Source organism: Mesorhizobium sp. 113-3-9 (assembly GCF_016756515.1).
GTDB lineage: Bacteria > Pseudomonadota > Alphaproteobacteria > Rhizobiales > Rhizobiaceae > Mesorhizobium.
Genome location: NZ_AP023246.1, coordinates 7,077,270 through 7,099,089 on the forward strand (window position 1 = coordinate 7,077,270; position 21,820 = coordinate 7,099,089).

Annotated in this window: 24 protein-coding genes; 5 read left to right on the forward strand and 19 right to left on the reverse strand. The window is 59.3% G+C overall.

Annotation, left to right across the window (positions count from 1 at the left end; all coding sequences use genetic code 11):
* Positions 1-61: 61 nt before the first annotated feature.
* The gene (gene metK, locus MesoLj_RS33850) at positions 62-1,237 is read right to left on the reverse strand and encodes a methionine adenosyltransferase (protein WP_202324094.1); all 1,176 of its coding nucleotides are present in this window, start codon (positions 1,235-1,237) and stop codon (positions 62-64) included.
* A gap of 57 nt (positions 1,238-1,294) precedes the next feature.
* A complete protein-coding gene (locus tag MesoLj_RS33855; RefSeq protein WP_202324096.1) occupies positions 1,295-2,632 on the reverse strand; it encodes a serine hydroxymethyltransferase in 1,338 nt (445 codons plus the stop codon).
* Between the two features lie 456 nt (positions 2,633-3,088).
* Between MesoLj_RS33855 and MesoLj_RS33860 the strand changes: the two genes are divergently transcribed.
* A complete protein-coding gene (locus MesoLj_RS33860; RefSeq protein WP_202324098.1) occupies positions 3,089-3,670 on the forward strand; it encodes a transposase in 582 nt (193 codons plus the stop codon).
* On the opposite strand, the gene MesoLj_RS33865 is transcribed toward MesoLj_RS33860, so the two are convergent.
* The 5 genes from MesoLj_RS33865 to MesoLj_RS33885 form a co-directional block, all read right to left on the reverse strand.
* Positions 3,639-3,848 (reverse strand): helix-turn-helix transcriptional regulator, encoded by a 210-nt coding sequence (locus tag MesoLj_RS33865; protein ID WP_019863475.1) that lies wholly within the window; start codon positions 3,846-3,848, stop codon positions 3,639-3,641. The two genes, MesoLj_RS33860 and MesoLj_RS33865, sit on opposite strands and share 32 nt — an antisense overlap.
* A 114-nt stretch (positions 3,849-3,962) precedes the next feature.
* Positions 3,963-4,310, reverse strand: coding sequence for a helix-turn-helix domain-containing protein (locus MesoLj_RS33870; RefSeq protein ID WP_342215817.1), 348 nt, complete (start codon positions 4,308-4,310; stop codon positions 3,963-3,965).
* A complete protein-coding gene (locus MesoLj_RS33875) occupies positions 4,225-4,440 on the reverse strand; it encodes a helix-turn-helix domain-containing protein (RefSeq protein ID WP_006328748.1) in 216 nt (71 codons plus the stop codon). Before MesoLj_RS33875 ends, MesoLj_RS33870 begins: the two co-directional genes overlap by 86 nt.
* A 279-nt stretch (positions 4,441-4,719) precedes the next feature.
* The gene (locus MesoLj_RS33880; RefSeq protein ID WP_202323969.1) at positions 4,720-6,066 is read right to left on the reverse strand and encodes an IS701 family transposase; all 1,347 of its coding nucleotides are present in this window, start codon (positions 6,064-6,066) and stop codon (positions 4,720-4,722) included.
* Between the two features lie 171 nt (positions 6,067-6,237).
* Complete coding sequence (locus MesoLj_RS33885; protein WP_096453812.1) at positions 6,238-6,447, reverse strand: helix-turn-helix domain-containing protein; 210 nt, start codon at positions 6,445-6,447, stop codon at positions 6,238-6,240.
* 125 nt (positions 6,448-6,572) lie between these two features.
* Between MesoLj_RS33885 and MesoLj_RS33890 the strand changes: the two genes are divergently transcribed.
* The gene (locus tag MesoLj_RS33890) at positions 6,573-6,824 is read left to right on the forward strand and encodes a DNA -binding domain-containing protein (protein WP_027033327.1); all 252 of its coding nucleotides are present in this window, start codon (positions 6,573-6,575) and stop codon (positions 6,822-6,824) included.
* A 29-nt stretch (positions 6,825-6,853) separates the two neighbouring features.
* Here the strand turns inward: MesoLj_RS33890 and MesoLj_RS33895 are convergent, their stop codons facing one another.
* The 12 genes from MesoLj_RS33895 to MesoLj_RS33950 all read right to left on the reverse strand — a co-directional run bounded on the left by MesoLj_RS33895 (position 6,854) and on the right by MesoLj_RS33950 (position 19,672).
* Complete coding sequence (locus MesoLj_RS33895; RefSeq protein ID WP_244730578.1) at positions 6,854-7,339, reverse strand: DUF2285 domain-containing protein; 486 nt, start codon at positions 7,337-7,339, stop codon at positions 6,854-6,856.
* Positions 7,340-7,403: 64 nt separating this feature from the next.
* Positions 7,404-7,655, reverse strand: a complete 252-nt coding sequence (locus MesoLj_RS33900; protein ID WP_202324106.1) for a transcriptional regulator domain-containing protein — start codon at positions 7,653-7,655, stop codon at positions 7,404-7,406.
* Position 7,656: 1 nt separating this feature from the next.
* Complete coding sequence (locus MesoLj_RS33905) at positions 7,657-8,289, reverse strand: acyl-homoserine-lactone synthase (RefSeq protein WP_202327578.1); 633 nt, start codon at positions 8,287-8,289, stop codon at positions 7,657-7,659.
* A 100-nt stretch (positions 8,290-8,389) separates the two neighbouring features.
* The gene (locus tag MesoLj_RS33910) at positions 8,390-9,115 is read right to left on the reverse strand and encodes a LuxR family transcriptional regulator (protein WP_202324108.1); all 726 of its coding nucleotides are present in this window, start codon (positions 9,113-9,115) and stop codon (positions 8,390-8,392) included.
* A gap of 673 nt (positions 9,116-9,788) precedes the next feature.
* Complete coding sequence (locus MesoLj_RS33915; protein WP_202324110.1) at positions 9,789-11,195, reverse strand: aminotransferase; 1,407 nt, start codon at positions 11,193-11,195, stop codon at positions 9,789-9,791.
* A 162-nt stretch (positions 11,196-11,357) separates the two neighbouring features.
* Positions 11,358-11,855 (reverse strand): Lrp/AsnC family transcriptional regulator, encoded by a 498-nt coding sequence (locus MesoLj_RS33920; RefSeq protein ID WP_202324113.1) that lies wholly within the window; start codon positions 11,853-11,855, stop codon positions 11,358-11,360.
* Between the two features lie 68 nt (positions 11,856-11,923).
* The gene (locus MesoLj_RS33925; RefSeq protein ID WP_202324116.1) at positions 11,924-13,468 is read right to left on the reverse strand and encodes a fumarate hydratase; all 1,545 of its coding nucleotides are present in this window, start codon (positions 13,466-13,468) and stop codon (positions 11,924-11,926) included.
* A 6-nt stretch (positions 13,469-13,474) separates the two neighbouring features.
* Positions 13,475-14,908: an NAD-dependent succinate-semialdehyde dehydrogenase gene (locus MesoLj_RS33930; protein ID WP_202324118.1), complete on the reverse strand. Its 1,434-nt coding sequence runs from the start codon at positions 14,906-14,908 to the stop codon at positions 13,475-13,477.
* A 196-nt stretch (positions 14,909-15,104) separates the two neighbouring features.
* Positions 15,105-16,031 (reverse strand): LysR family transcriptional regulator, encoded by a 927-nt coding sequence (locus MesoLj_RS33935; protein ID WP_202324120.1) that lies wholly within the window; start codon positions 16,029-16,031, stop codon positions 15,105-15,107.
* A 174-nt stretch (positions 16,032-16,205) separates the two neighbouring features.
* Entirely contained in the window at positions 16,206-17,120 is a 915-nt protein-coding gene (locus tag MesoLj_RS33940) for an HpcH/HpaI aldolase/citrate lyase family protein (RefSeq protein WP_244730580.1), read from the reverse strand.
* Between the two features lie 130 nt (positions 17,121-17,250).
* Entirely contained in the window at positions 17,251-18,402 is a 1,152-nt protein-coding gene (locus MesoLj_RS33945; RefSeq protein WP_202324122.1) for a CaiB/BaiF CoA transferase family protein, read from the reverse strand.
* Positions 18,403-18,418: 16 nt separating this feature from the next.
* Positions 18,419-19,672 (reverse strand): methylaspartate ammonia-lyase, encoded by a 1,254-nt coding sequence (locus MesoLj_RS33950; RefSeq protein WP_202324124.1) that lies wholly within the window; start codon positions 19,670-19,672, stop codon positions 18,419-18,421.
* Positions 19,673-20,028: 356 nt separating this feature from the next.
* On the opposite strand from MesoLj_RS33950, the gene MesoLj_RS33955 reads away from it, so the two are divergent.
* The 3 genes from MesoLj_RS33955 (at position 20,029) to tnpB (ending at position 21,809) form a co-directional block, all read left to right on the forward strand.
* A protein-coding gene (locus tag MesoLj_RS33955; protein ID WP_202324277.1) for an IS5 family transposase occupies positions 20,029-20,863 on the forward strand; the annotation gives its coding sequence in 2 pieces (ribosomal slippage) (positions 20,029-20,175 and positions 20,177-20,863; 834 coding nt in all).
* A gap of 143 nt (positions 20,864-21,006) precedes the next feature.
* Positions 21,007-21,459 (forward strand): IS66-like element accessory protein TnpA, encoded by a 453-nt coding sequence (gene tnpA, locus MesoLj_RS33960; RefSeq protein WP_202324126.1) that lies wholly within the window; start codon positions 21,007-21,009, stop codon positions 21,457-21,459.
* Complete coding sequence (gene tnpB, locus MesoLj_RS33965) at positions 21,456-21,809, forward strand: IS66 family insertion sequence element accessory protein TnpB (RefSeq protein ID WP_127420643.1); 354 nt, start codon at positions 21,456-21,458, stop codon at positions 21,807-21,809. Before tnpA ends, tnpB begins: the two co-directional genes overlap by 4 nt.
* Positions 21,810-21,820: the final 11 nt, after the last annotated feature.

Below are 21,820 nucleotides of genomic sequence, written 5' to 3' on the forward strand. Positions count from 1 at the left end.
GCCGGCCGGGCGGGGGTCTAGCGAGGAAAAGGGTTGCCGTATGCGCTTGATCCAGCGGCGCTCACGCAGCTGCCGGTCCTGCTTCATGCAGCAAGTCGTCGGCTTTGTCCGTCTTCTCCCAGGTGAACTCAGGCTCTTCACGGCCGAAGTGTCCGTATGTCGCCGTCTTGCGGTATATCGGGCGTAAGAGATCAAGCATCTTGATGATGCCTTTCGGTCGGAGATCGAAAAGCTCAAGAATAAGGCGCTCGATCCTTTTTTCCTCGATCCTTGCGGTTCCGAAGGTGTTAACCATGACAGAAACCGGACTGGCCACGCCGATCGCGTAGGCAAGTTGAACCTCGCAGACCTCGGCAAGGCCGCTGGCAACGATATTCTTTGCGACATACCGCGCCGCATAGGCGGCCGAGCGGTCAACCTTAGATGGGTCCTTGCCCGAAAAGGCGCCGCCGCCGTGACGCCCCGTTCCACCGTAAGAATCGACGATGATCTTGCGTCCAGTGAGGCCGCAGTCGCCGGCGGGCCCACCGACCACGAACCGCCCTGTTGGGTTGACCAGAAATCTGATCTCCGAAGTATCCAGATGGGTTGGCAGGACCGGTTTTATGATCTCCTCAATGACGCCTTCGCGGACTGTATCTTGGGAGACCGCCTCGTCATGCTGCGTTGACAGGACTATGGTGTCCAGCGCCACCGGGCGGAGACCCTCGTAGCGTACGGACACTTGAGATTTCACGTCCGGACGCAACCAGCCAAGCTGTCCCGTTTTCCGGACCTCTGCCTGTCTTTTCGTCAAATGATGTGCGAGTTGGATCGGCAAGGGCATCAATGTATCCGTCTCGTTGCATGCGAATCCAAACATGAGGCCCTGATCCCCCGCCCCCTGCTCGAGATCCTGCCCTCGTCCTTCATCAACGCCCTGGCTTATGTCGGGCGACTGCTCGGTGAGAGCCAGAATGACGGCGCAACGTCGACCATCAAAGCCGATGGCATCGTCGTCATAGCCAATGTCGAGGATCGTATCGCGGGCAACTTGAGTGTAATCGATCTCCGCGTGGCTGGTGATCTCTCCAGCTAGAACGACCATCCCTGACTTCACCAACGTTTCACAGGCGACGCGCGCCTTCGGGTCGGTGCGGAGGATGGCATCGAGGATGGCATCCGAGATGTTGTCTGCCATCTTGTCGGGGTGTCCCGCGCCGACGGATTCGGAAGAGAACACGAACTGCCTGGCCATGGAATGTCCTCGCTTCAAGTGTTGGAGTCAGGTGGGGAGTTTCTGGATTAGGGTGGCTTACCGGTCGGGGATGCCGGGGACGTCGAACGCAGTGCAGAAGTTGGCAACGTCTCTTCGTACGCTCGCATGAACTTCCTCGTCGTCGGGCTGGCGGCAGACCGAGTCGATGAAAGCGGCGATCTGCACCATTTCCCCTTCACGCATGCCCATGGACGTTACTGCCGGCGACCCCAAGCGGATCCCGCTTGTGACTGTCGGGTCGCGTGGGTCGCCCGGCACCATATTAAAGTTCGTAATGATGCCTGCCCTTGCCAGGCGCTCGGCATAGGCTTTGCCTGACAGCGGCCGGTCCCGAAGATCAAGGATCAGCATGTGATTGTCCGTCCCGCCGGTGACCAGATCGTAACCACGATCCACAAGCGCCTCGGCCAGTGCCTTGGCATTCTTGACGATCTGGTGACCGTAGGTGCGGAAAGAGGGGGTCGCGGCTTCCTGCAAAGCAACAGCGAGCGCGGCGATGATATTCATGTGCGGCCCACCTTGCAGTTGAGGAAACACCGCGCGATCAATCCGTTTGGCGAGATTGTGTTTGCTCGTGGGATGATAGAGCGCCTGATAACGATCTTCATTCTTCGACAAAATAAAGCCTCCACGGGGGCCGCGGATCGACTTGTGAGATGTGCTGGTGACGACGTCGCAATGAACCACGGGATTCGGATGCGCTCCAGCGACAACCAGGCCGCTGATGTGGGCGATGTCGGCCACGAGATAAGAGTTCGCCTCCAGAGCGATTTCTGCCATTGCCGCGTAGTCAAAAGCGCGCGGATAGGCAGTTCCGCCGACCCAAATCAGTTTCGGCCGTTCCCGCCTGGCGGTCTCGCGCAAGCGGTCATAGTCAATTTGCTGCGTCTTTTCGTGCAGCCCATAGGGGACGCGTTGATAGTCAGTGCCGGAAAAGTTGACGGACCAACCATGAGTCAGATGGCCGCCTTCGGGTAAAGGCAAGCCCATGACTTTGTCACGGGGGCTCAAAAGCGCACGATAGACAGCCTGGTTGGCTGGTGAGCCGGAATAAGGTTGGACGTTGGCGTGCTCACTGCCAAAGAGCGCTTTTAGGCGCTCGATCGCGAGGGTCTCAAGCTCATCGACGATCTCGTTTCCCGCGTAGTAGCGCGCACCCGGGTACCCTTCGGCATACTTGTTCGTGAATATAGAGCCGGTCGCTTCCAGTACGGCCGAAGAGGCAAAGTTCTCGGATGCGATGAGTTTGAGCGTTGTCCGCTCCTGCCGCTCCTGTCTTAGAAGCAGTTCGTGAACGCGGCAATCGACGTGGACCAAGGAAGACCGTCCGTATGTGCCGGGCTCTGCCATGGCTACGTCAGCGGAGTTGTTCATGGTAGTTTCGCACTCCCACGTAGGCAGATCTTTTCACGACAAGCAGCAGTCCCCTTCGACCACGCGTCTTGTACCGCCTCGAGCCGCTCCAGGTCCCGCTTATGACACCCATCGTCGTGGGGCAGGAGATCGACCAAGAATTGAACCAACCCTCCGTCCTTGCCCCCTGCATTGAGATGATATGAGGACCAAGGACGTTGTCCGTTGCCGCAAAGAAAGTCGGCTCTGGCGAGCATCCGGACGTGTCGCGCAACGCGCTCCCGACGAAGATCGAGAATCTCCGCCAGTTCGCGGACAGTCAGGTCGGCATGCGCGCAAAGGCCCAGGATCCGTAGGCGATCAAGATGTGCTGCTGTCATTAGGCGATCGACAAGTATCATCATTGGTCAGAACGACGCCAAATAGAAGAACCGAACCCCTCGTCCTGCTCGCTTTGTCATGTCGGGCTCTTTGCAAATGCTGTTCGGCAGCGAACATAAACACACCAGATTTCTGCCGCCACTGAACTTGACAGTTGTGGTGAGCGTACCATTGACAGCGATTTGTGGTCGCAAAGATTCGATGAATTTCCTTGAAGGATCTGTTGCAAGGCCTAAACAAGAACGCAACGAGATTGGCGAGGTGCTGGTAAGACGGCAAGCTGGCGAACTGCTTGGCCAAGAGAGAGGCGACCGGCGCCACTTTATCCCAGGCGACAGTGCTAACCTGCTGGCGCACCTGATCCGCCATTTACTTGATTTCGTGTCACGGAAAGATCGCAAAGCCGTCGTGCCGATGCTCAGCGCCATCTGCCGGGCGCGGACGCCAAGCCGGCATGAAGGCTCTGGAGGACTTCGAGGCCGGCGACTGGGCCGGCGATACCCGGCGATTACTCAAAGCTGGCGGCGCGACTGGCAGCACGTCGTGCCGTTCTTCGCCTATCCGAGTGTGCGCAGCATCATCTACGACGGATGCGGTCGAAATGTCCGCGGCGCGTCGGTCATTTCCAAATTGCGCTTAATCCTGGTCAGTCAGGTCGCACCAGATCGATGTGGCTGACACGGAGGGCTTGTGCCAGTTCATAAAGCGTGACGATGGTGGGGTTCCTTTTGCCCTTCTCCAGCCCGCTGATGTACTGCTGGCTGAAGCCGGAGATCTCGGCAAGCTGCTCCTGCGTCAAGCCGGCCTTCTCCCTGATCCTGCGTGCATTTCGTCCGACCAGCTTGCGCATATCCATGCGCGGAGGTCAGCCACATTGTCATCGATTTGCCCGAACCATCTGCCGCGGGGCAGCAAAATCCAGGGATGCGATGTTGATGACGTTGGTCGCTCAAGCCAAGCACAGCACGAGCTATCGGTCACGCAAGCGACGCACATGTGCGAGAACCTCGCAAGGGTCGAATTCGAGCGCTTCCGCTACGTCGAGGAACTCAATGACGTCCATGCGACGTTCGCCGCCCTCATACTTGGCCACGAAAGACTGCGGGCGGCGAAGCGCTTCGGCAACCTTGGCCTGGGTTAAGCCCTTGTTCTTGCGCGCCGCTATCAGCTGTTCCAGCAGCCGACCTTGGCGGGGCGATCGAAGGGATTTCGGCATCAGACGGTGCTTAAGCCTATTCAGATCGCGGATCGAGCAGCGTTGCCGGCTCAACCTCCAGCACCGTAGCGAGCTTCTCGACCATGTCGATGGTAGCAGCATATACACTGCGCTCAAGAGCGCTGATATAGGTTCGATCAACACCAGCTTCATGTGCCAGCGCCTCCTGCGACAGCTTCTTTTTCTCGCGAAGCCTACGCAGATTGCGGGCAAAGACCTCTCGGATTCCCATAGGCGAGAGGCCACCCTCTTGTTGAGGATTTCACCACGGAGTATACTCTACAAACTTAAGGAGCAACTCGCACGAGCATCGACTTTGCCCGAACTCCCTGCTGTTAGGGATCGCGACTTCCCGGATGCGATCTGACGATGGTTATCGCTCAAGGTCAGCGCTGTAGGCCACGCAAGCTGCGCCAGGGAGCGAAGCCGACTGGTCTAGTACTACTGTGTCATAAAACTATGTTGGCAGCATGGACATCGTGGCAGACGCCGCGCCAAGGCGTGGGCGAGTCTAACCCTGACGGTGGCGATTGAATTGCTGACGTGGCGTTCGGGACGGAGCGGCGGCGCCGCGGGGTCGATAATCTTCGGGTAGCGCAGGTGCCTTGAGGAGCGGCGCTGAGCGTGGGGCTGAGGGGGGAATCAGACTCCGTTCGGAGACTAGGAATCCGTAAGCGGCGATCGCGAGCGTGGCGTGGTGATGGAAGCCGCGCCAACCTCGGCCCTCATAATGGCCAAGGCCGATCTCCTGCTTGAGTTCCTGATAATCCCGTTCGATCCGCCATCTCAGCTTGGCCTGGTCGACGAGGCCGGCGAGTTCGGTATCTTCCGGCAAGGTCGAGAGCCAATACTTGGTCGGCTCGACCTCGCCCTGCGGCCACTCGATCAGGAACCATTCCTCAGCTCGTGGCGCGGAGCGCCAGTAGTCGCGATGGGCTGGGCGGACGCGGACGGCGGCAAAGCGCGAGGCGAGCGGCGCCTTGGAGCCCTCGCGCCAGGTGACGCGGCACCAGGCGCCCTCGGGCAGCGCTTGCGCCAGGTCCTTGGCCGAAACGGGCGCGTGGTCGGCCTGGCGTCGGACGAGCGAAGGTGGGCGGCCGCGGCCGCTCCATGGCTTGGGCGGCAGCGGTTGCGTGTCCGGCGGCCACAGACGGATCGAGGACTGGACACCGACGACATAGGTCAAGCCCATCTCCGTCAGCCCGGTGCGCAAGGAGCTGTCGTTGCCATAACCGGCATCGGCCAGCACCACGCCCGGCGAGACGCCGGCCGCCAGCGCCGCCCGGATCTGCGCGAGTGCGATTTCGGGCTTGGTGCGGAAGATGACATCCTCCGGCACACCTGCCTTGGCGCGCCGGTCAGGGTCGTTGGCCCAGCCTTCCGGCAGATAGAGCTGATAGGCGACCGGCAGGCTCGCCTGTTCGGTGGCAACCGACAGACTGACCGCGACCTGGCAGTTGTCCTGCTTGCCGATCTGGCCGCAGTACTGCCGCGCCACACCCACCGAATGCTTGCCTTTCTTGGGAAAGCCGGTGTCGTCGACGATCCAGGCGCGGATCGGCCCCTGACCCTCAAGTGCCGGCAGAACCTGCGCCCGCACGACGCCAAGCACGGCATCATCCGACCAGTCCGCTTTCGCCACGAAGTGATGCAGAGACTGGTGCGCCGCCTGAACACGCCCAGGCTCCACCCGTGCCGCCATCGGCTCGACGCTCTTGCGCTCGCCTGGCAAAAGCAGCCCGGTGCAATAGGCCTTCAGCGGCGCCACCCGGTCAGCATGACCCAATGCCGAGGCGAGCGTCTCGACATAGGCCGCAAAACGCGATTCACTCGTTTCGATTCCGTCTCGGAGATTCATCGCTCCCTCCATTTGAAGCTTGAATCGCCATTCTCGCAATCAATCGTTAACGAAGTTTATGACACAGTAGTACTAGACCCATGTCGAAGAAAGCGGGCTCAGTTCACTGGCGGCCGGTTGCGCGCCATCAAAATCGATTTCGGCAATCCGGGATGGGCCAGATCGCCTTTGTTACTGCGGCCTAATCAACTCACAAGGATCAACGTCAAGTGCTTTTGCGAGCCGGCCAAGCACACTGACGCTGGCGGAAACCCGAGCACGCTCGATCGAACCCACATAGCGCATGCTCAGCTCTGCGCGGGCAGCCAATTCTTCCTGCGTCAGGTCCTGATCATGGCGCAAACGACGCATGTTGATCGCCATGACCTCCTTGAGGTCCATGGCGAGATAGGGACCAGAACCGGAACTATGGTTCTAGGAACGATCGTTCCTATTCGCTATGGTGAGCCAACCGAGGAGCAGCCGTGCCCGATCACAACAAACCCCAAACCGGCAAGAGGGTCGCGATGAAACGCAAAGTCCAAGACGAAGTCCCGTGGTCGGACAGCCTGACCGCTTACGACAATGAGCACTTCACGATCTATATGAGGCTCCTGGACGCGTCCGCCGACGATGCCAGCGAAGACGAGATGGCGCAGCTCGTCCTCGGCATCGATCCGATGCGAGAACCTGAGCGCGCCCGAATGGCGGTTCGCAGCCATCTCGATCGGGCCAACTGGATGGTTACGACTGGATACAAAGAACTGTTCGCGCGCTGACCGGCTCCAGATGAGCTATTGCAATCACCTTAGACGAGGAAATCCTGATAGCCACGATCCATGAGCATGTGACCGCGCCGGACAGCACGGCGAATGCGATCGCGAAGGTGATTGCGCGGATCCGTCCAGTCGGCCTGGACGCGTTGCCGGCCCAACAGGGCCCTTGCGATTTGACGGTGCGATGCACCGCCTAGCGAGCCGTCAAGCGCCTGGAGGACAAAGCGCAGACGACTGGCGCGCGCTTCGGGGGGAAACAGCCTGTCGGGAAGTTGTCCGGTCGCGTGAAGAGCATTGAGGCATTCGAGCGCATTCAACTGCTGCCTCATCCGATCGGCGGGCCAGATCGCGTCGACGCAAAGCCGAACGGGGCACAAAACGTCCGCGCCCTCCACAACCAGTTGTAAATCCCGGTGAGCATTTCGCAGCATGACATGCTGGCGACCGTCCGCCGTGATCACGAGTGCCGCCCGACATGGCAATGCAGCGAGATCAAACGAAAGCGTTTCGGGCGACAATGTTTTTTCCGCAATGACCGGCAGGACGTGCGGGCATTGGCGGGAGCACCAGAACACATTCGCATCAGGCCTCAACGAGCTTGCGAAACAGGAGCCCCCACCGCGTCAGATCGAGCGACGATCTCACCACTTCTATGTCGAAGCACCTTTCTGCAATTTCTGCCTGCTCAAGCGCGTGCCTCAAGTCACGCTGGAAGGCCGGATTGCGCCGCAGGAATTCCCAGGCCCAGCCGCGTCGGGTCAGGTAGCGCGTGTAGCGATAGGACTTCTCATCCTGCCAGTCAGGCCAGTCGGCGCCGTTACCTATCATAACCATGTCAGGCGGCCGTGCAGAGCACCGGCGCCCACAGCACGGGACCGCCAAGACCGCCATTGTGGCGGACCGTAGCAAGGCTCTCCTCTGAGACATCCAAAAAGCCGGCAACGGCGCGCGTGGTGCCGATTGTCTGGGGCGGCCCGATGCGGGCCAGCGGCCATCCGGCGCGACGCAGGATTCGCTCCATGCGCAAATCCGTAACCGTAACGATATGCGTGAGCCGCCGCGACAAACCGAACTCGATCATGCCGGCGAAGAGTTCATAGGTGGCAACAGCAATGCTCCCACTGCCCTTCGGTGCAGACGGTGGGAGATCAAGGGCGAAACGGCTGCTTTCCCAGACACTCGGTCCCTCGGGTGCCGTTCCCCCTTCCAACAGCCTCGAAAAGACATCTCGCAACATCGTCGGCCCCGTTGAGGGCAGAAGGCGTACGCCGCCCCCGACACGACCGCCGGCATCGCGCAACACAAGATAGTGCGGTTTCAGGGAATCGAATGAGTCGATCTCGAAGCCGCCGGTCGTGCGCACGTTCCAGTCGAGCCGCTCCTTGAAGACGCGGTAGCGCAGGCGGTGCATTTCGTGAAGTTCGTCGGCAAAGGCGCCGTACCAGCCGGGCGCAATAAGCTCAATCATGATGGTCTCCTCGCAGGTATGACCCTGCCATTGGAGGCGAACCTTCATGCCGCGACTGCCTGTGCATTTGCACAGGTAGATTAAAGAGGGATTCTGTTCCTCAGAGAATTGATGATCGTGAGGAGGCCAGCAGCGTCACCGCCTGATTTTTGGTGCGCACGCCGAGCTTCTTCTTGGCATTGTCCAGATGGAAAGCGGCCGTGCGCTCCTTGATCCCCAAGATACAGCCGATCTCCCAGGCGGATTTGCCCTTCGCCGTCCATTCCAGGCATTCGTACTCACGGGGCGTCAGCGAAACACCATCCACGGCCAGACCACCCGAAAGCTTGCGGCGAACGCCAATGTGAAAGCACATCGCCATAATCTCGAGCGCCTGCTCATATTGCTCGGCGATGCGCAGGAAGGTCGGATCGAGCCTGTCTGCCGCGAAGGTCATCGCAGCGACACCGCCGCGGCGATCGACAAGTGGTATCGTCAGTCCGCAGCAGATGCCGAATTCGGCAGCCTCATCGAAAAGTTGTTGCTGTCGCGTTGAAATGCCGGCATGGCCGAAACCCGGCCCCCACTGAAAGGGACATTCGCTGCATCTTGCCCATTCTATGACCGGGTCGATCCTTTCATATTGGTGGCGCAAGTAGTGCGACGTCCAGCCGGAATGATAGTTCGATATCAGCCTGGGTTTTGTGACGCGATCAGACACCAGAGACAGATAGGCGAATGCGGGAATGTCGAAGGCGCCGGCGGCGCTGGCCAGTGCGTTATGGAAGTCGACTTCATCAACGCTCAAAGACAACTGTTCCAGCAAAGTTTCGAAGACGAGCTGCATTTTCTCCTGCGGCTGTTTTCAATTAGACATGGGACTTTCTGGCTTCTTGGCAGCTACGGCGAGAAGACTCGCCCCCAAGATATTCGACGCTGGAGAAAATTCACCGCGGTGACTACTCCCCGGACCTTTGATCATATGAAAGCAGGTGGATGCGACCTCGACGCCGGCTGCCGCAAGCCGCGGGTCCGAAGCTGCGATTGTGGGTGGTTTCCCTGGTGTCGTAGAAATATCGAAGCTCGATGTGCCATCCGGATATGCAGATGACCTCCTTCTCGAACTATCGATTGCGGACGCGCTACAATCACCCAGATCCAATGAGGCACCGAGATCCAGCGGGTCAAAAAAGGCGCCCTGCCGGCGGGGAGGGACACCGGCAGGGCGCGCCGCACAAACACCCTGATCGTTGGGCAACAGGACAGCGGCGGCAGAACTGATTTGGTTATCGCTTGAGATCGAAGTTGTCCGAAGCATGCTTAGAATCTGACGGCTTCAAGTTTAGCGGTTTAGGTCGGCTCGGCGCGAAATGCGCCGTCAACCCCTCGTCACCAAAGGGCGACCAGTCCTAACGCCAGCCTGACGTCAAAGCGTTTGGTCCGTGGGAAGTTCCTACCAGGGACCACTTTACCCGGGACGGCGTCGAACCCGGGGCTCGCTTCCGTCGGCACTCGCATGTTCATATCGCACCCTCGGCCTTCAGCGCGCGATAGGTCGTCTCGACTGATTTCGCGGTTGCGTCGACGATTATGTCGATCTCCTTACGGGTGATGATCAAAGGCGGGGCAAAGCCGAGGATATCGCCGTGTGGCATGGCACGGCCGATGACACCATTCTCGAACAGAGCAGCGGCGGCGCGAACGCCGACCTGAAGATCGGATTCAAACGGTATTCTCTGCTTTGGATCTCGCATCAGCTCTACGGCGGCGAGGATTCCGACACCACGAACCTCTCCGACGATGGGGTGTCCCGCCAGTTCGGCATTCATGCGGGCATGCCAATACGGTCCGACATCGCGGACATGCTCCAGGATATTTCTTTCCTTTAGGAGTCGAATATTGGCGAGCGCGGCCGCAGCGCAAAGCGTGTGACCTGAATATGTCCAGCCGTGGCCGAGAGCGCCGTGCTTCTCTGTTCCTTGTTCCAAGACCGACCAGACGCGGTCGCCAATGATTGACCCGGAGATGGGCAGGTAGGCGGAACTCAAGCCCTTGGCGATGGTCACGAAGTCCGGCCGCATGCCATAGAGGTGGGAACCGAATTGCTCACCGGTTCGTCCAAACCCGCAGACCACCTCGTCGGCGATCAGCAGGATGTCGTACTTGTCGAGCACGCCTTGGATCGCGGTCCAATATCCTTTTGGGGGTGGAACGATACCGCCTGTCCCAAGCACCGGCTCGCCAATAAAAGCTGCGACGGTCTCCGGGCCTTCAGTGAGGATAAGGGCTTCAAGTTCATCCGCGCAGCGTGTCGAGAACGCTTGCTCACTTTCGCCGTCATGCGCCTGGCGATAGTGGTGCGGCGTCGTGGTATGGCGCACCAAATCGAGCGGCAGGTCGAAGAAATTATGGAAGAAGGCAAGGCCTGTCAGGCTGCCGGTGACCAGCCCAGACCCGTGATAACCGCGATGTCGCGAGATGATCTTCTTCTTTTCGGGGCGGCCCAGAATGTTGTTGTAGTACCAGACCAGCTTGATGTTGGTTTCGTTGGCGTCGGAGCCGGAAAGGCCGAAAAAGACCCTTCGCATGTTCTGACCAAAATATTCGACGACAGCCTCTGCCAAGAGGGCGACTGGCTCTGTTCCTTGACTTGCATAGACATGGGCGAACGGCAATTCGTGTGCTTGCCTGGCAATGGCCTCGGCAATTTCCGTGCAGCCATATCCCATATTGACGCAGTAGAGCCCACCGAAACCGTCAAGGCTCTTGCGGCCTTCGGTATCCCAGATGTACACGCCTTCCGCACCGGCCATGATCCGATTTGGGGTCTCGCCTCGGCTGTGCTTGGCCAGATGCGTGGACGGATGAAAGACGAAGCTTCGATCCTTCTCTCTGAGTTGCTCGGTTCCCAGATTACTCAACCGCATAGTCCCTCTCCTCGCGATGGATTGGCGGAGGGCACTCGGCCGGCCGCCTCCTTAGCAATTAGCATACCGCAAACGCCTCTCCAGTTTCGCGGGAATGCACGTCCTTCGCCGACGAATTCGCGGAATCGGGATCAAAAGCCGTGGAAACCAAGGCCTCGCCGTTTACCGCCGCCTTAGTGCGGACAAGGGGATTGGTGAATTGGACTTGATTGGTTTGGTCACGACAAGACTGTAATATTGATCGATCCCCAAGCCTGCCTGCAGCATTCCCTCCATGAAATCCTGATACGCAGCCATGGAAGGAGATGCGACGCGCATCAGATAATCGATCCGCCCGCCGATAGCCCAGCAATCCAGGATTTCCGGAAATTCTCCGATCGCAGTCTCGAAGTGTTTTTGGTCCTCGAGGCGATGACGTTCCAGCACGACCTCCACCATGACAAAGACCATGCCGCCGATGAGGGCCGGACTCAGCCGCGCGTAGAACCCCTCAATAATCCCTGCGACCTCGAGTGCACGGAGCCGCTCCGAGCAGGCCGACGCCGAAAGATGAACGCGTTTTGCAAGCTCGCTTTTTGAAATCCGGCCGTCTGCCTGAATCTCTGAGAGAATCCGGAAGTCCCAAGCGTCCAGACGCGCAGGATTGGGTTTCGACTTCATGACCTTGTGCTCTTAAGCCGTTGTCGACAATGGAATTGACGCCGACCAACCGAGATTGGTCGGAAGGCTCAAACGCCGATGTTGCGTGCGATGCTGTCCGCAGCCATGCGCTTGCGCCATTCAAGAGGCCCGGAATTGTGAATGGAGTTTCCCTCAACATCGACAGCCATGATGACAGGCATATCCTGCACTTCGAATTCATAGACTGCTTCCATGCCCAGGTCTTCGAAGGCAATGAGCCGTGCTGACTTGATTGATTTTGATATCAGGTAGGCAGCCCCACCCACTGCGATGAGGTACGGCGTTTTGTGTCTTACAATCGACTCGATGGCAGCCCGTCCTCTCTCCGCTTTGCCTACCATCGCGAAAAGCCCGGTTTCGGCGAGCACCTTGTCCGTAAAATCGTCCAAGCGGCTGGAGGTTGTTGGGCCAGCCGGTCCGACGACCTCCTCTCTCACGGCGCGGACGGGTCCAACGTAATAAATCACGCGTCCTTGCAGATCGAACGGAAGCGGCTTGCCGGCGTCGATCAACTCGACCATTCGCTTGTGGGCGGCGTCACGGCCCGTCAGCATCTTTCCGGACAAAAGGAGCGTTTCTCCGCAGCGCCATGATGCCGTCTCTTCCTTGGTCAACGCATCGAGGTTGACTCTTCGTACGCCGGCTGGACTCAATTCGTCGGTTCCGATATTGGGCCATTCGCGCAAGTCGGGCGGCTGAAGCCTGATAGGTCCAGAGCCGTCCAAGGTGAACTTCAGGTGCCGGTTGGCGGCGCATTGCGGAATGAGCGCCACGGGCTTGGACGCCGCATGGGTAGGATAAGTCGCAACCTTGACGTCAACGACTGTCGTCAGGCCGCCTAGGCCCTGAGCGCCTATGCCGAGGGCATTAATTCGTTCATAAAGCTCGACCCGGAGTGCTTCCTCCGCACTTGATGGCCCCCTGGCGATCAATTCCGCCATATCGATGGGCTGGTTCATGGCCTCCTTGGCCAGCAGCATCGCCTTTTCAGCGCTACCACCGATGCCAACGGAGATCAGTCCGGGCGGACACCACCCACTGCCAAGCGTCGAGACAGTGTCAATCACCCAGTCGGAAACGGAGGCGCTGGGGTTCAAGGTGGTAAAACGTGCTTTGTTCTCTGAGCCGCCGCCTTTTGCGGCAATGGTGATCTCAATCTGGTTACCTTGCACAAGGTCAACGTGGACGACCGCCGGCGTGTTATCACGGGTGTTGACCCGTCCGGCGAGCGGATCGGCAACGATCGATGCCCGAAGGGGATTGTCAGGGTCGAGATATGCCTGACGGACGCCCTCATTCACGAGGTCTGCGAAACTGACCGTTGATCTGATGCGGGCGTCCATTCCAACCTTCGCGAAGACCACCACAAGGCCGGTGTCTTGGCAGATCGGCCGCCGCCCAAATGCCGCCATGCGGGAGTTCAGCAGAATCTGCCCGATGGCATTCTTCGCCGCTGGACTCTGTTCGCGCGTGTATGCGTGAGAAAGAGACCGGATATAATCTGGAGGGTGATAGTATGAGATATACTGAAGAGCGTCGGCGACGCTCCTTGTGATGTCCTTGCCAGCGATGGTCCGTGTGCTATTTCCCACCGGATTTTATCCAAATGAACCGAGGCCATTCACCATTTTCAGGATCTGGAAGCTCCGCACCCCCTGCTCGCCTCCTTCATATCCATAGCCGCTCTGTTTGATGCCGCCATAAGGCGCATCTGCGGAAACCCCTTTCAGGTAGTTCACACTGACAGCGCCCGCCGAAAGACCTTTGATAAGCTTCTGTTGCGCTTCGGCAGCGCCGGCGAAGAAGTAGGCGGCCAGGCCGTACTCGGTGGCGTTGGCTTCCTCGATTGCCTCTTCGATCGTATCGAACGGCGCCACCGTGAGGATCGGTCCGAACGGCTCTTCATGAAGCGCTCTGGCATCCTTTGGCACGCCCGTCAGGATGGTTGGCGGCCAGTAAAAGCCCGGTCGGTCGAGGCGGGTTCCACCTGTCACGATGCGGGCGCCACGATCGACCGCATCCTTGGTCAGGCGCTGCATGGCCTCGATTCGCCGCGCGTTTGCCATCGGTCCCATCTCCGTTGCAGGATCGTCCGGTAGCCCGATCTTGATCTTGCGAGCCGCATCCGTCATCCGGGACAAAAATTCCTCATAGCGGGTCCGCGCGACGAGGATCCTGCTGGGTGCGTTGCAGCTCTGGCCTGCGCACTCGAACTTGTATTCCGAAATTGCCGATATCGCCTTTGCCAGGTCAGCATCCTCACACACAATGACCGGGGAGTGCCCACCGAGTTCAAGGATGCAACGCTGCAAATTATTTGCGGCGAGCGTGGCCAGCTGCTTTCCAACCGCGGTTGAGCCCGTGAAAGTCAAGACCTTCACGATCGGCGAACTGAGCAGATGCCGCGATATATGCACCGGCACGCCGAAGACCAGATTGACCACGCCCTCCGGGATGCCTGCTTGGTGCAGCGATTCAACGATATGGACAGCCACGCTCGGTGTCTCTTCGGCCCCTTTGAGGATCACCGGGCAGCCTGCCGCCAGCGCGGGGGCGAGCTTGCGGGCGATGAGAACGGCCGGATAGTTCCATGGCGTAAAGGCAGCAACGACACCGAGCGGCTCCGGGACGATCATCCGGTTCGGACGCATCGGAATCGGGGCCGACAGCTCTTCGGCATGCCTGCCGTTCCATTCCAGCGTTTCGACGGCACGTGCGTACTCACCTGTCGCTTCGGCAATCGTTTTTCCCTGTTCGGCCGACAGCTCCCTGGCTGCTGCTTCAATCTTCGTTGCCAAGATTCTTGCGGCTCCTACCAGGATCTCGCCACGTTCTTTCGCAGGCCGTGCAGACCAAGCCGTGCGGCTGCGTTCTGCCGAAGCGAGGGCCTCATCCAGATCTGACACCGTCGCCGAGGCCACCGAGGCAAATACCTTCTCCGTTGCCGGATTAATCACCGGCAATGTGGCTCTGCTACCACCGGCCCGCCATTTGCCGTTGATGAAGAGCTCGTGGCTCCTAGCGTCTGACATCGCTTGCTCCACTTATGTGAATTTTTGCCATACGAGCGCCATTCGACACCGAACCGCTGAACTCGCTTGAGCCAATTTCATCGCGAGTGTCGCGGCAGGTCAAATATCGAATATTGCCGAAATCCATCTGGAATCCAGATCGTTCTGATCCTGATGGCCGCAAGAATACATAGCCTTGCCAAATAGGGTGAAGAGTTCAGGCCGCGTCAGGTGCCGCGGCTGCCCAGGCCCGACTCTCAATTAATTCTCTGGCGACCTTGGGGATGAGCTTGCGGACCGCGGAGACGGCCGCAGAACGCTCATCTTTCGGATTTACGGCAAGCACAACGGAACGGGTGATCACCGGATCGACGATTTTGACCGTCCTAACCAGCCCTTGAGAGGCTTCTTTTTGAACGGCCGAGGGGGCGAGAATAGAATGGGCTTTTCCTTCTATAACCATGTTGATGATCGTTGAGAGCGAGTCCACTTCAAACTTGACGTCCAGCGCGCAACCGTGTTGTGCGACGACGTCAGCCACCGAACGTCTGACATTGTTATTGCGCATGGGAACCGCCAGCGGGAACGCGTGTAGATCCGCCAAAGATATCGAATCTTCGAAAGGCGGTTCACCTGACGGCACCACGAGACAGAGCTCTTCGCGCGCCAAGATTGTCATTCGTGCCACACTATCCGCGGTGCGGTAGAGAACTGCCAGATTGAAGCGGCCAGCAGCCATCCACTCCTCCAGCGGTCCCGTCATGCCCTCGATCATCTTTAGTGAGACCCTCGGCAGTTCGGCTCTCACTGATTCAAGCAGGGGGCCGCTCAGCACGCGAGCGGCTCCGGACGGAATGCCAATGGTCACCTCCCCAGCAGGGGAAGCGGCTGTGTTGGTCAATTCCGCCTCGGTGAGTCGAATTTCCCTGAGAATTGCCCGCGCTCGTTCGAGCAGTTTGGCTCCTGACGCCGTCACGCTCACGCCGGTCCTGTCGCGTATCAGCAGCTGAGTGCCGAAGCCTTCCTCCAACTGACGCACATGCAGGCTCAGAGCGCTCTGAGCAATATTGAGGAACGCAGCGGCCTTCGTGAAGCTGCCTGCTTCGACTACGCCGACGAAGTATTTTAACTGCCTAATTTCCATAACTTGAAGAGCCCAACTGAGGCACTTTCCCCAACTTCCCCCTATCTATCTCGAAAAGCGATGGCGCGAAAGCAATAATTGTGCCGCGCTGCAGCAATCACCGCGCCAATCCACGGCCGAGGCAAGTGGAGTACCTTGGTGTCGAGTCGTCCTAGTCTGCTCTAAATCAACCGTTCAAACACCCAACTCGGCTTTCGGACCCATGGCGATTATTTCACGGGCCCTCCTGACAACCGGGGCATCGACCATCTTTCCTTCCAAGGCGAAAGCACCTCTGCCCTCTGCCGCAGCATCCCTTTCGGCCGCGAGCACGCGCCGGGCCCACTCGAACTCCTCTGCGCTAGGCGAGAAGGCTTCATTCAGGATGGCAACTTGTGTCGGATGAATCGCCAACGCTCCGACGAAGCCGAGCCGCCTTGCCTGTATGACGACATCGCGGAACTTCTGCGTGTCAGAGAACTCCCCGATACTTCCAACGAATCCCAGAGGCAGCAGACCGCTCGCGCGGGCGGCGAACAAGACCGAAAGGTTCGGTCCTAGAAGTAGCTCCGGATCTGGTGTCCCGCCAACGGCCGCGCTGAAATCTTCCGGGCCAAGCGCCATCGCGGCCATCCGGGGATGGGCCGAAGCTATTGCCGCGAGTCTCGCCAATGCCCCCGGAGTTTCGATCTGGGCAACGAACCGAACGCTTCTCGCGTCAAGTTTCCTTTCGTGCTCAAGTTCCGTCACGGCATCAGCGACTTCCATCACCCACTCGGCCGACTCCACCTTGGGAAGGACAAGCGCGTTGACGCCTGCGACAACCGCTGCTTCAAGGTCGACAGCCAGCGCGCGCAGGCCACGGTTCACGCGGACCAAAACCGACGCACCGTTGCGACCCACTTTTGTCACGGATTCTGGGAGCTGCCGCCTTGCCTGGCCCTTCTGATCCTGGGGAACAGAGTCCTCCAAGTCGAGAATGACGCCATCTGCACCCCGCTCATGAGCCGTCTCCACAAAGCGCGGAACGTGAGCGGGAACGAAGAGCAGGGATCTCCAGCGGGGTACAGACATCGTGTTTTCAACGGCCGGAAAGGTGTCCTTGATCATGGAGTCGCCTCTGCGATCAATCTTAGCGAGCGTGACGGCAGTACGCTTGCTGGATAGCCGATGCGCTGGGATGATCCGAGGTACACAGACTCTTCGTAACTCGCGAGCCCACTCACCCTCAAACGCGCACTCACGCTGACGCGGCTTTTGTGCGCAAGCCTGCTCCAACCTCTTCGCGGACAGCCTCGGTATGGGCGCCGAGAGCCGGAACTGGCCGCAGCGAGGGGCGCTCAGAGTTGAAGATCGCGGCTGGGGCTATCGTCTCGACGGTTCCTTCGGGTGTGCCAACCTGCACCCTGCGAATGTGTGGATGCTTTGAAACTTGCGCCACTTCGTTCAAACGGCCATACGCCAAACCGGCTGCCTCAAGCTCCTGCATTGCTTCGTGGCAGGATAATTCGGAAAAACGCAATTCAATGATCTCATCAAGTTGCGCCCGGTGACCGAGACGCTCCATATTATCGGCAAAACCAGGTGCGCGTGTGAGCGCCGCCTGCTTTAGGAATTTCTCGCAGAAATTCACCCATTCGCGGTCATTCTGAACCGAAAAGATAACCTCTTTGCCATCGGCACAACGATAGGCGCCATACGGCGCAAGCGACGGGTGTTTCACGCCGGCGCGTACCGTGTGATACCCGCTGTAGTCGTTTTGCAGAACTGGCACGTTCATCCAGTCGGCGACGGCATCGAACAACGAGACATGTATGCCTGCGCCTTCACCTGTTCGTTCGCGGTGGAACAGTGCCTGGAGGATGGCGCTATGCGCCGTCATGCCTGCCGAGATGTCGCAAACCGACACCCCTACCCGCGCCGGACCCTGTTGTGTCCCGGTGATCGCGCATAGACCTGTTTCGGCCTGGACGATCAGATCATAAGCCTTCAGGTGGGAAAACGGCCCCCCCTCCCCGAACCCGGAGATGTCGCAGGTGATGAGGCGCGGAAAGCGTCGGCGAATATCCGCAGACCCGAAACCCAGTTTTTTGATGCTGCCCGGCTTCAGATTCTGGATGAACACGTCAGCACTAGCAATAAGCGTGTCTAGGACGGCGCGATCCGCCTCCGATCTCAGGTCCAGACAAACCGACTCCTTACCCCGGTTAAGCCAAATGAAATAGGCACTTTGCTCCCTCACCAATTTGTCGTAATTCCGCGCAAAGTCCCCTTCGGGCCTCTCGATCTTGATGACTCTGGCGCCAGCGTCCGCAAGGCGAGACGATGCGTAAGGCGCAGCTACAGCCTGCTCCACGGCAACGACGGTGATCCCCTCAAGGCCGTTCAGCATGGCGACACACGGCTCTTCATCCAACTTGTTCGACATACGCCCGACGACGGTTCAGCATCGCGAATAACCGGCTCTGTTCGTTCCCAACGATGGAAAAACCCTCGTCGACACCCATTCCGGGCTTTGCGAGCATCATGTCGGCCTGGGTCGCTACCGAAACGTGGACTGAAACCTGGGCGGAGAGATCCGTCTCGGTACAGCTTCCCCCTACATATGCCCCTACCTTGTTCGCCTTGCAGATGAGAACTGCGCGCGCCGTATCGGCGATTGAGCCGACGTCTGGCGTCTTGATTTGGACCAGATGCGTGGCCTTCGCTTCGGCAAAGAGCCGAATATCCTCAAGCGTATTGCATCTCTCATCCACGACAATGCGGGCGCTGGAACTCCGGTCATCCAGGATCGATACAATTCGAGCGTAGTTATCAATTTGGGCCTGTGTGGAACCAAAATCGGCCGGGCACTCGATATTGAGCGTAAAACCCGGAACGGTATCGGCAACCCTGCAGATAAAATCGGCGATCCGTTGCGGCTCCAGGCCGATTTCCTGCCCTATCCAACCATACACATCGAAATGCAGCACCGGATGATACTCTGGGCGGCCGATTTGGCGCGTACGCGTTGCAACCCACTTCACGAAGTCCATGAAGGTCTGGCCGTCGACGCCGAATTTCTGCCGCGAGTTGATCAGGCCGTGGGGAAGAACATCGACGGACCTCAGAATCATCTTGTCGACATTGATTTCCCGCGCATCGCCACTCTGACAGTAAATCGGGACACTGCGCGTTGGCAGCGGTTGGTCAAATTCAGTGCAGATGACCTCCGCCATCGTGCTGCGGTGAAGGTGGGCCGCAGTTCGAAGCAATGCCTGGCTGACGCCATACTCAATCGCGAGAGGTAGCCGCTTGTGTTCGAAGGGCTCGAAAACCTTCGCGCAGGCTTCTAGGTAGCGGGATGCATCAACATCGAGAAGCCGCGGCGCGACAACGCGCGACGTAAAATCCGAGGTTTGACTGGCGTCGAACACAGGATCGCGTCCGGCGGCACCAGAGTACTGGACGTTCATCATGTCGCCCCAAACAACAGTGTCGTCGGTAAGGACAAGCCCGAGGCTGAGCGAGGATGCTGGAATGCGGATCGAATTGAACCCATGCGTTGTCGGTGCGCCGAGATAGATAAAGCCGTCCTGCGTCGCGCCCGACCTAATGGCTTCCTGATCGTCATAGAAAAAGGCCCCATTGCCCGGCGCGAGAAGGATGTCTTTAATCTGCATTTGGTGGAACTCGGTTTTTTCGGTGGATATTGATTGGCATGGAGTTCGGACCGCTCCCCACTAAATGCGCCACTTGGCCTTGAGTTCGCCAATATAATGTCCGGATTGGTGCTATCGCGTTTTCAGATGGCTGGCGCCTGCGAGGAGGAGACCACCGCCGCCACCGAGACTTAGCTATTGCCCCCTATATCCGCTTACAACTGCAAAGTCTAAGGGCCGCCGATCGTGATGCTCGTCGCGCTCGACCATGATCTCTCAGAGCCTGACCCGAAACTCGGGATTGGGCGTGGAAGCGGTTGAGTGGCCCCGTCCGTTGTGATTCGCTTGAGTTGTCTAGACTTGAGCAGGATCACGACATGGGTTGGACGGAGGCCACCCGCCGGCAATATTGCCGCGCGGGGCAGCGGGATGCAAACGCGTTGACGGACAGGGAATGGGCGTTGATCGAGCCGTTCATGCCTGGAGCGAAGGCGACAGGACGACCGCGGACGACCGAGCTGCGGGGCAGTCGTGGACGCGCTCCTCTATATCGCCTGGACGGGCTGCCAGTGGCGGGCATTGCCGGACCGCTTCCCGCCGGTTTCGACGGTTCAACGCTATTTCTATGCCTGGCGAGACAATGGGCTGTGGAGGACCATCAACTTCCACCTGGTGGCCGCGGCACGCCTCGCCCTCGGTCGCGAGGCGAGCCCGAGCGCCGGCGTCATCGACAGCCAATCGGCAAAGGCCACGGACGTTGCCGGTCTGCGTGGCTACGACGCCGGCAAGAAGATCAAAGGCCGCAAGCGCCATATCATCACCGACACCGAGGGGCACCTGGTCGGGCTGACGGTGCATACGGCCGATATCCAGGACAGGGATGGGGCAGTCTGCGTCATCGCCTCCATTCGACAGCTTTACCCGTGGTTGCGCCATCTATTCGCCGACGGCGGTTATGCCGGAGAAAAACTGACGCAGGCTCTGGCCGATCTGGGCACGTGGACCATCGAAATCATCAAGCGCTCCGACACGGCCAAAGGCTTTGAGGTGCTGCCGCGACGATGGGTCGTCGAGCGAACTTTCGCCTGGCTGGGACGTTGTCGCCGGCTCGCCAAGGACTTCGAGGCGACCATCGCCAGCGCCGAGGCGTGGATCTTCATCGCGTCGATCCGCCTCATGCTTCGCCGCAGGGCAGCTCCGCGTCGTGCCTAACCGAGTTTCGAGTCAGATGGGGTGATTGGGGTCTCGACCGAGCCAGATGATGGGTATGCGCCGCCCACACCCCATTGATTTCGCTTGTTTCTGAACATTGAGGTTTCTGCCAGAAGGTTTTCGGCAGGAGCTGGAGATTTGGCATGGCGGATGGCGAGGGATTTGTTGGGCGATGCGAAGTTGTCGAGCCTCGTCGTGGAAACCGACGATGGCCTAATGATCTGAAGGCGCGGATTGTCGCGGAGAGCCTTCAACGCGGTGCGCGGGTTGTTGATGTTGCGCGTCGTCATGATCTCATTGCGCATCAGCTTTCGGACTGGCGACGGCAGGCGCGTCAGGGTCTTTTGGCGCTGCCTGCGGAACTGATGCCGGTGCCTTGCGAGAATAGCGGCCCATTCGAGCCTGCCTTCGTGCCCCTGGCGATTACGACGGAGCCGAAGGAGGCTGCCGATGCTTTGCCGGTTCCGGAGCCGGTCGAGATCACTTTGGGGATCATGACCGTGGAAATAGGCGCAGACCTCGTGGTGAGGGTTCCCGGCGATGTGCCGGTTGACCGGGTTGCGGCCTTGGTGCGTGCGATGCGCGGGACGGCATGATCGTCGCGGGCCAACGATTGCCGATCCTGATCGCGACGCGGCCGGTGGACTTCCGCTGTGGCCATCAGGCGCTGGCATTGATGGTGCAGACCGAGTTGAAGCTTGATCCGCATTCCGGGGTCACCGTGATCTTCCGGTCGAAGCGCGGGAATCGTGTAAAAATCCTGGTGTGGGATGGCACCGGAATGGTGCTGACCTACAAAATCCTGGAACAGGGCAGCTTTGCCTGGCCCAAAGTGCAGGATGGGACGATGCGGCTGTCGCGGGGGCAGTATGAAGCTTTGTTCGAAGGTCTCGACTGGCGACGCGTGGTAGCGCAGCGGGTAGCGCCGCCCGCTGCGGCAGGGTGACTCACCCGTTC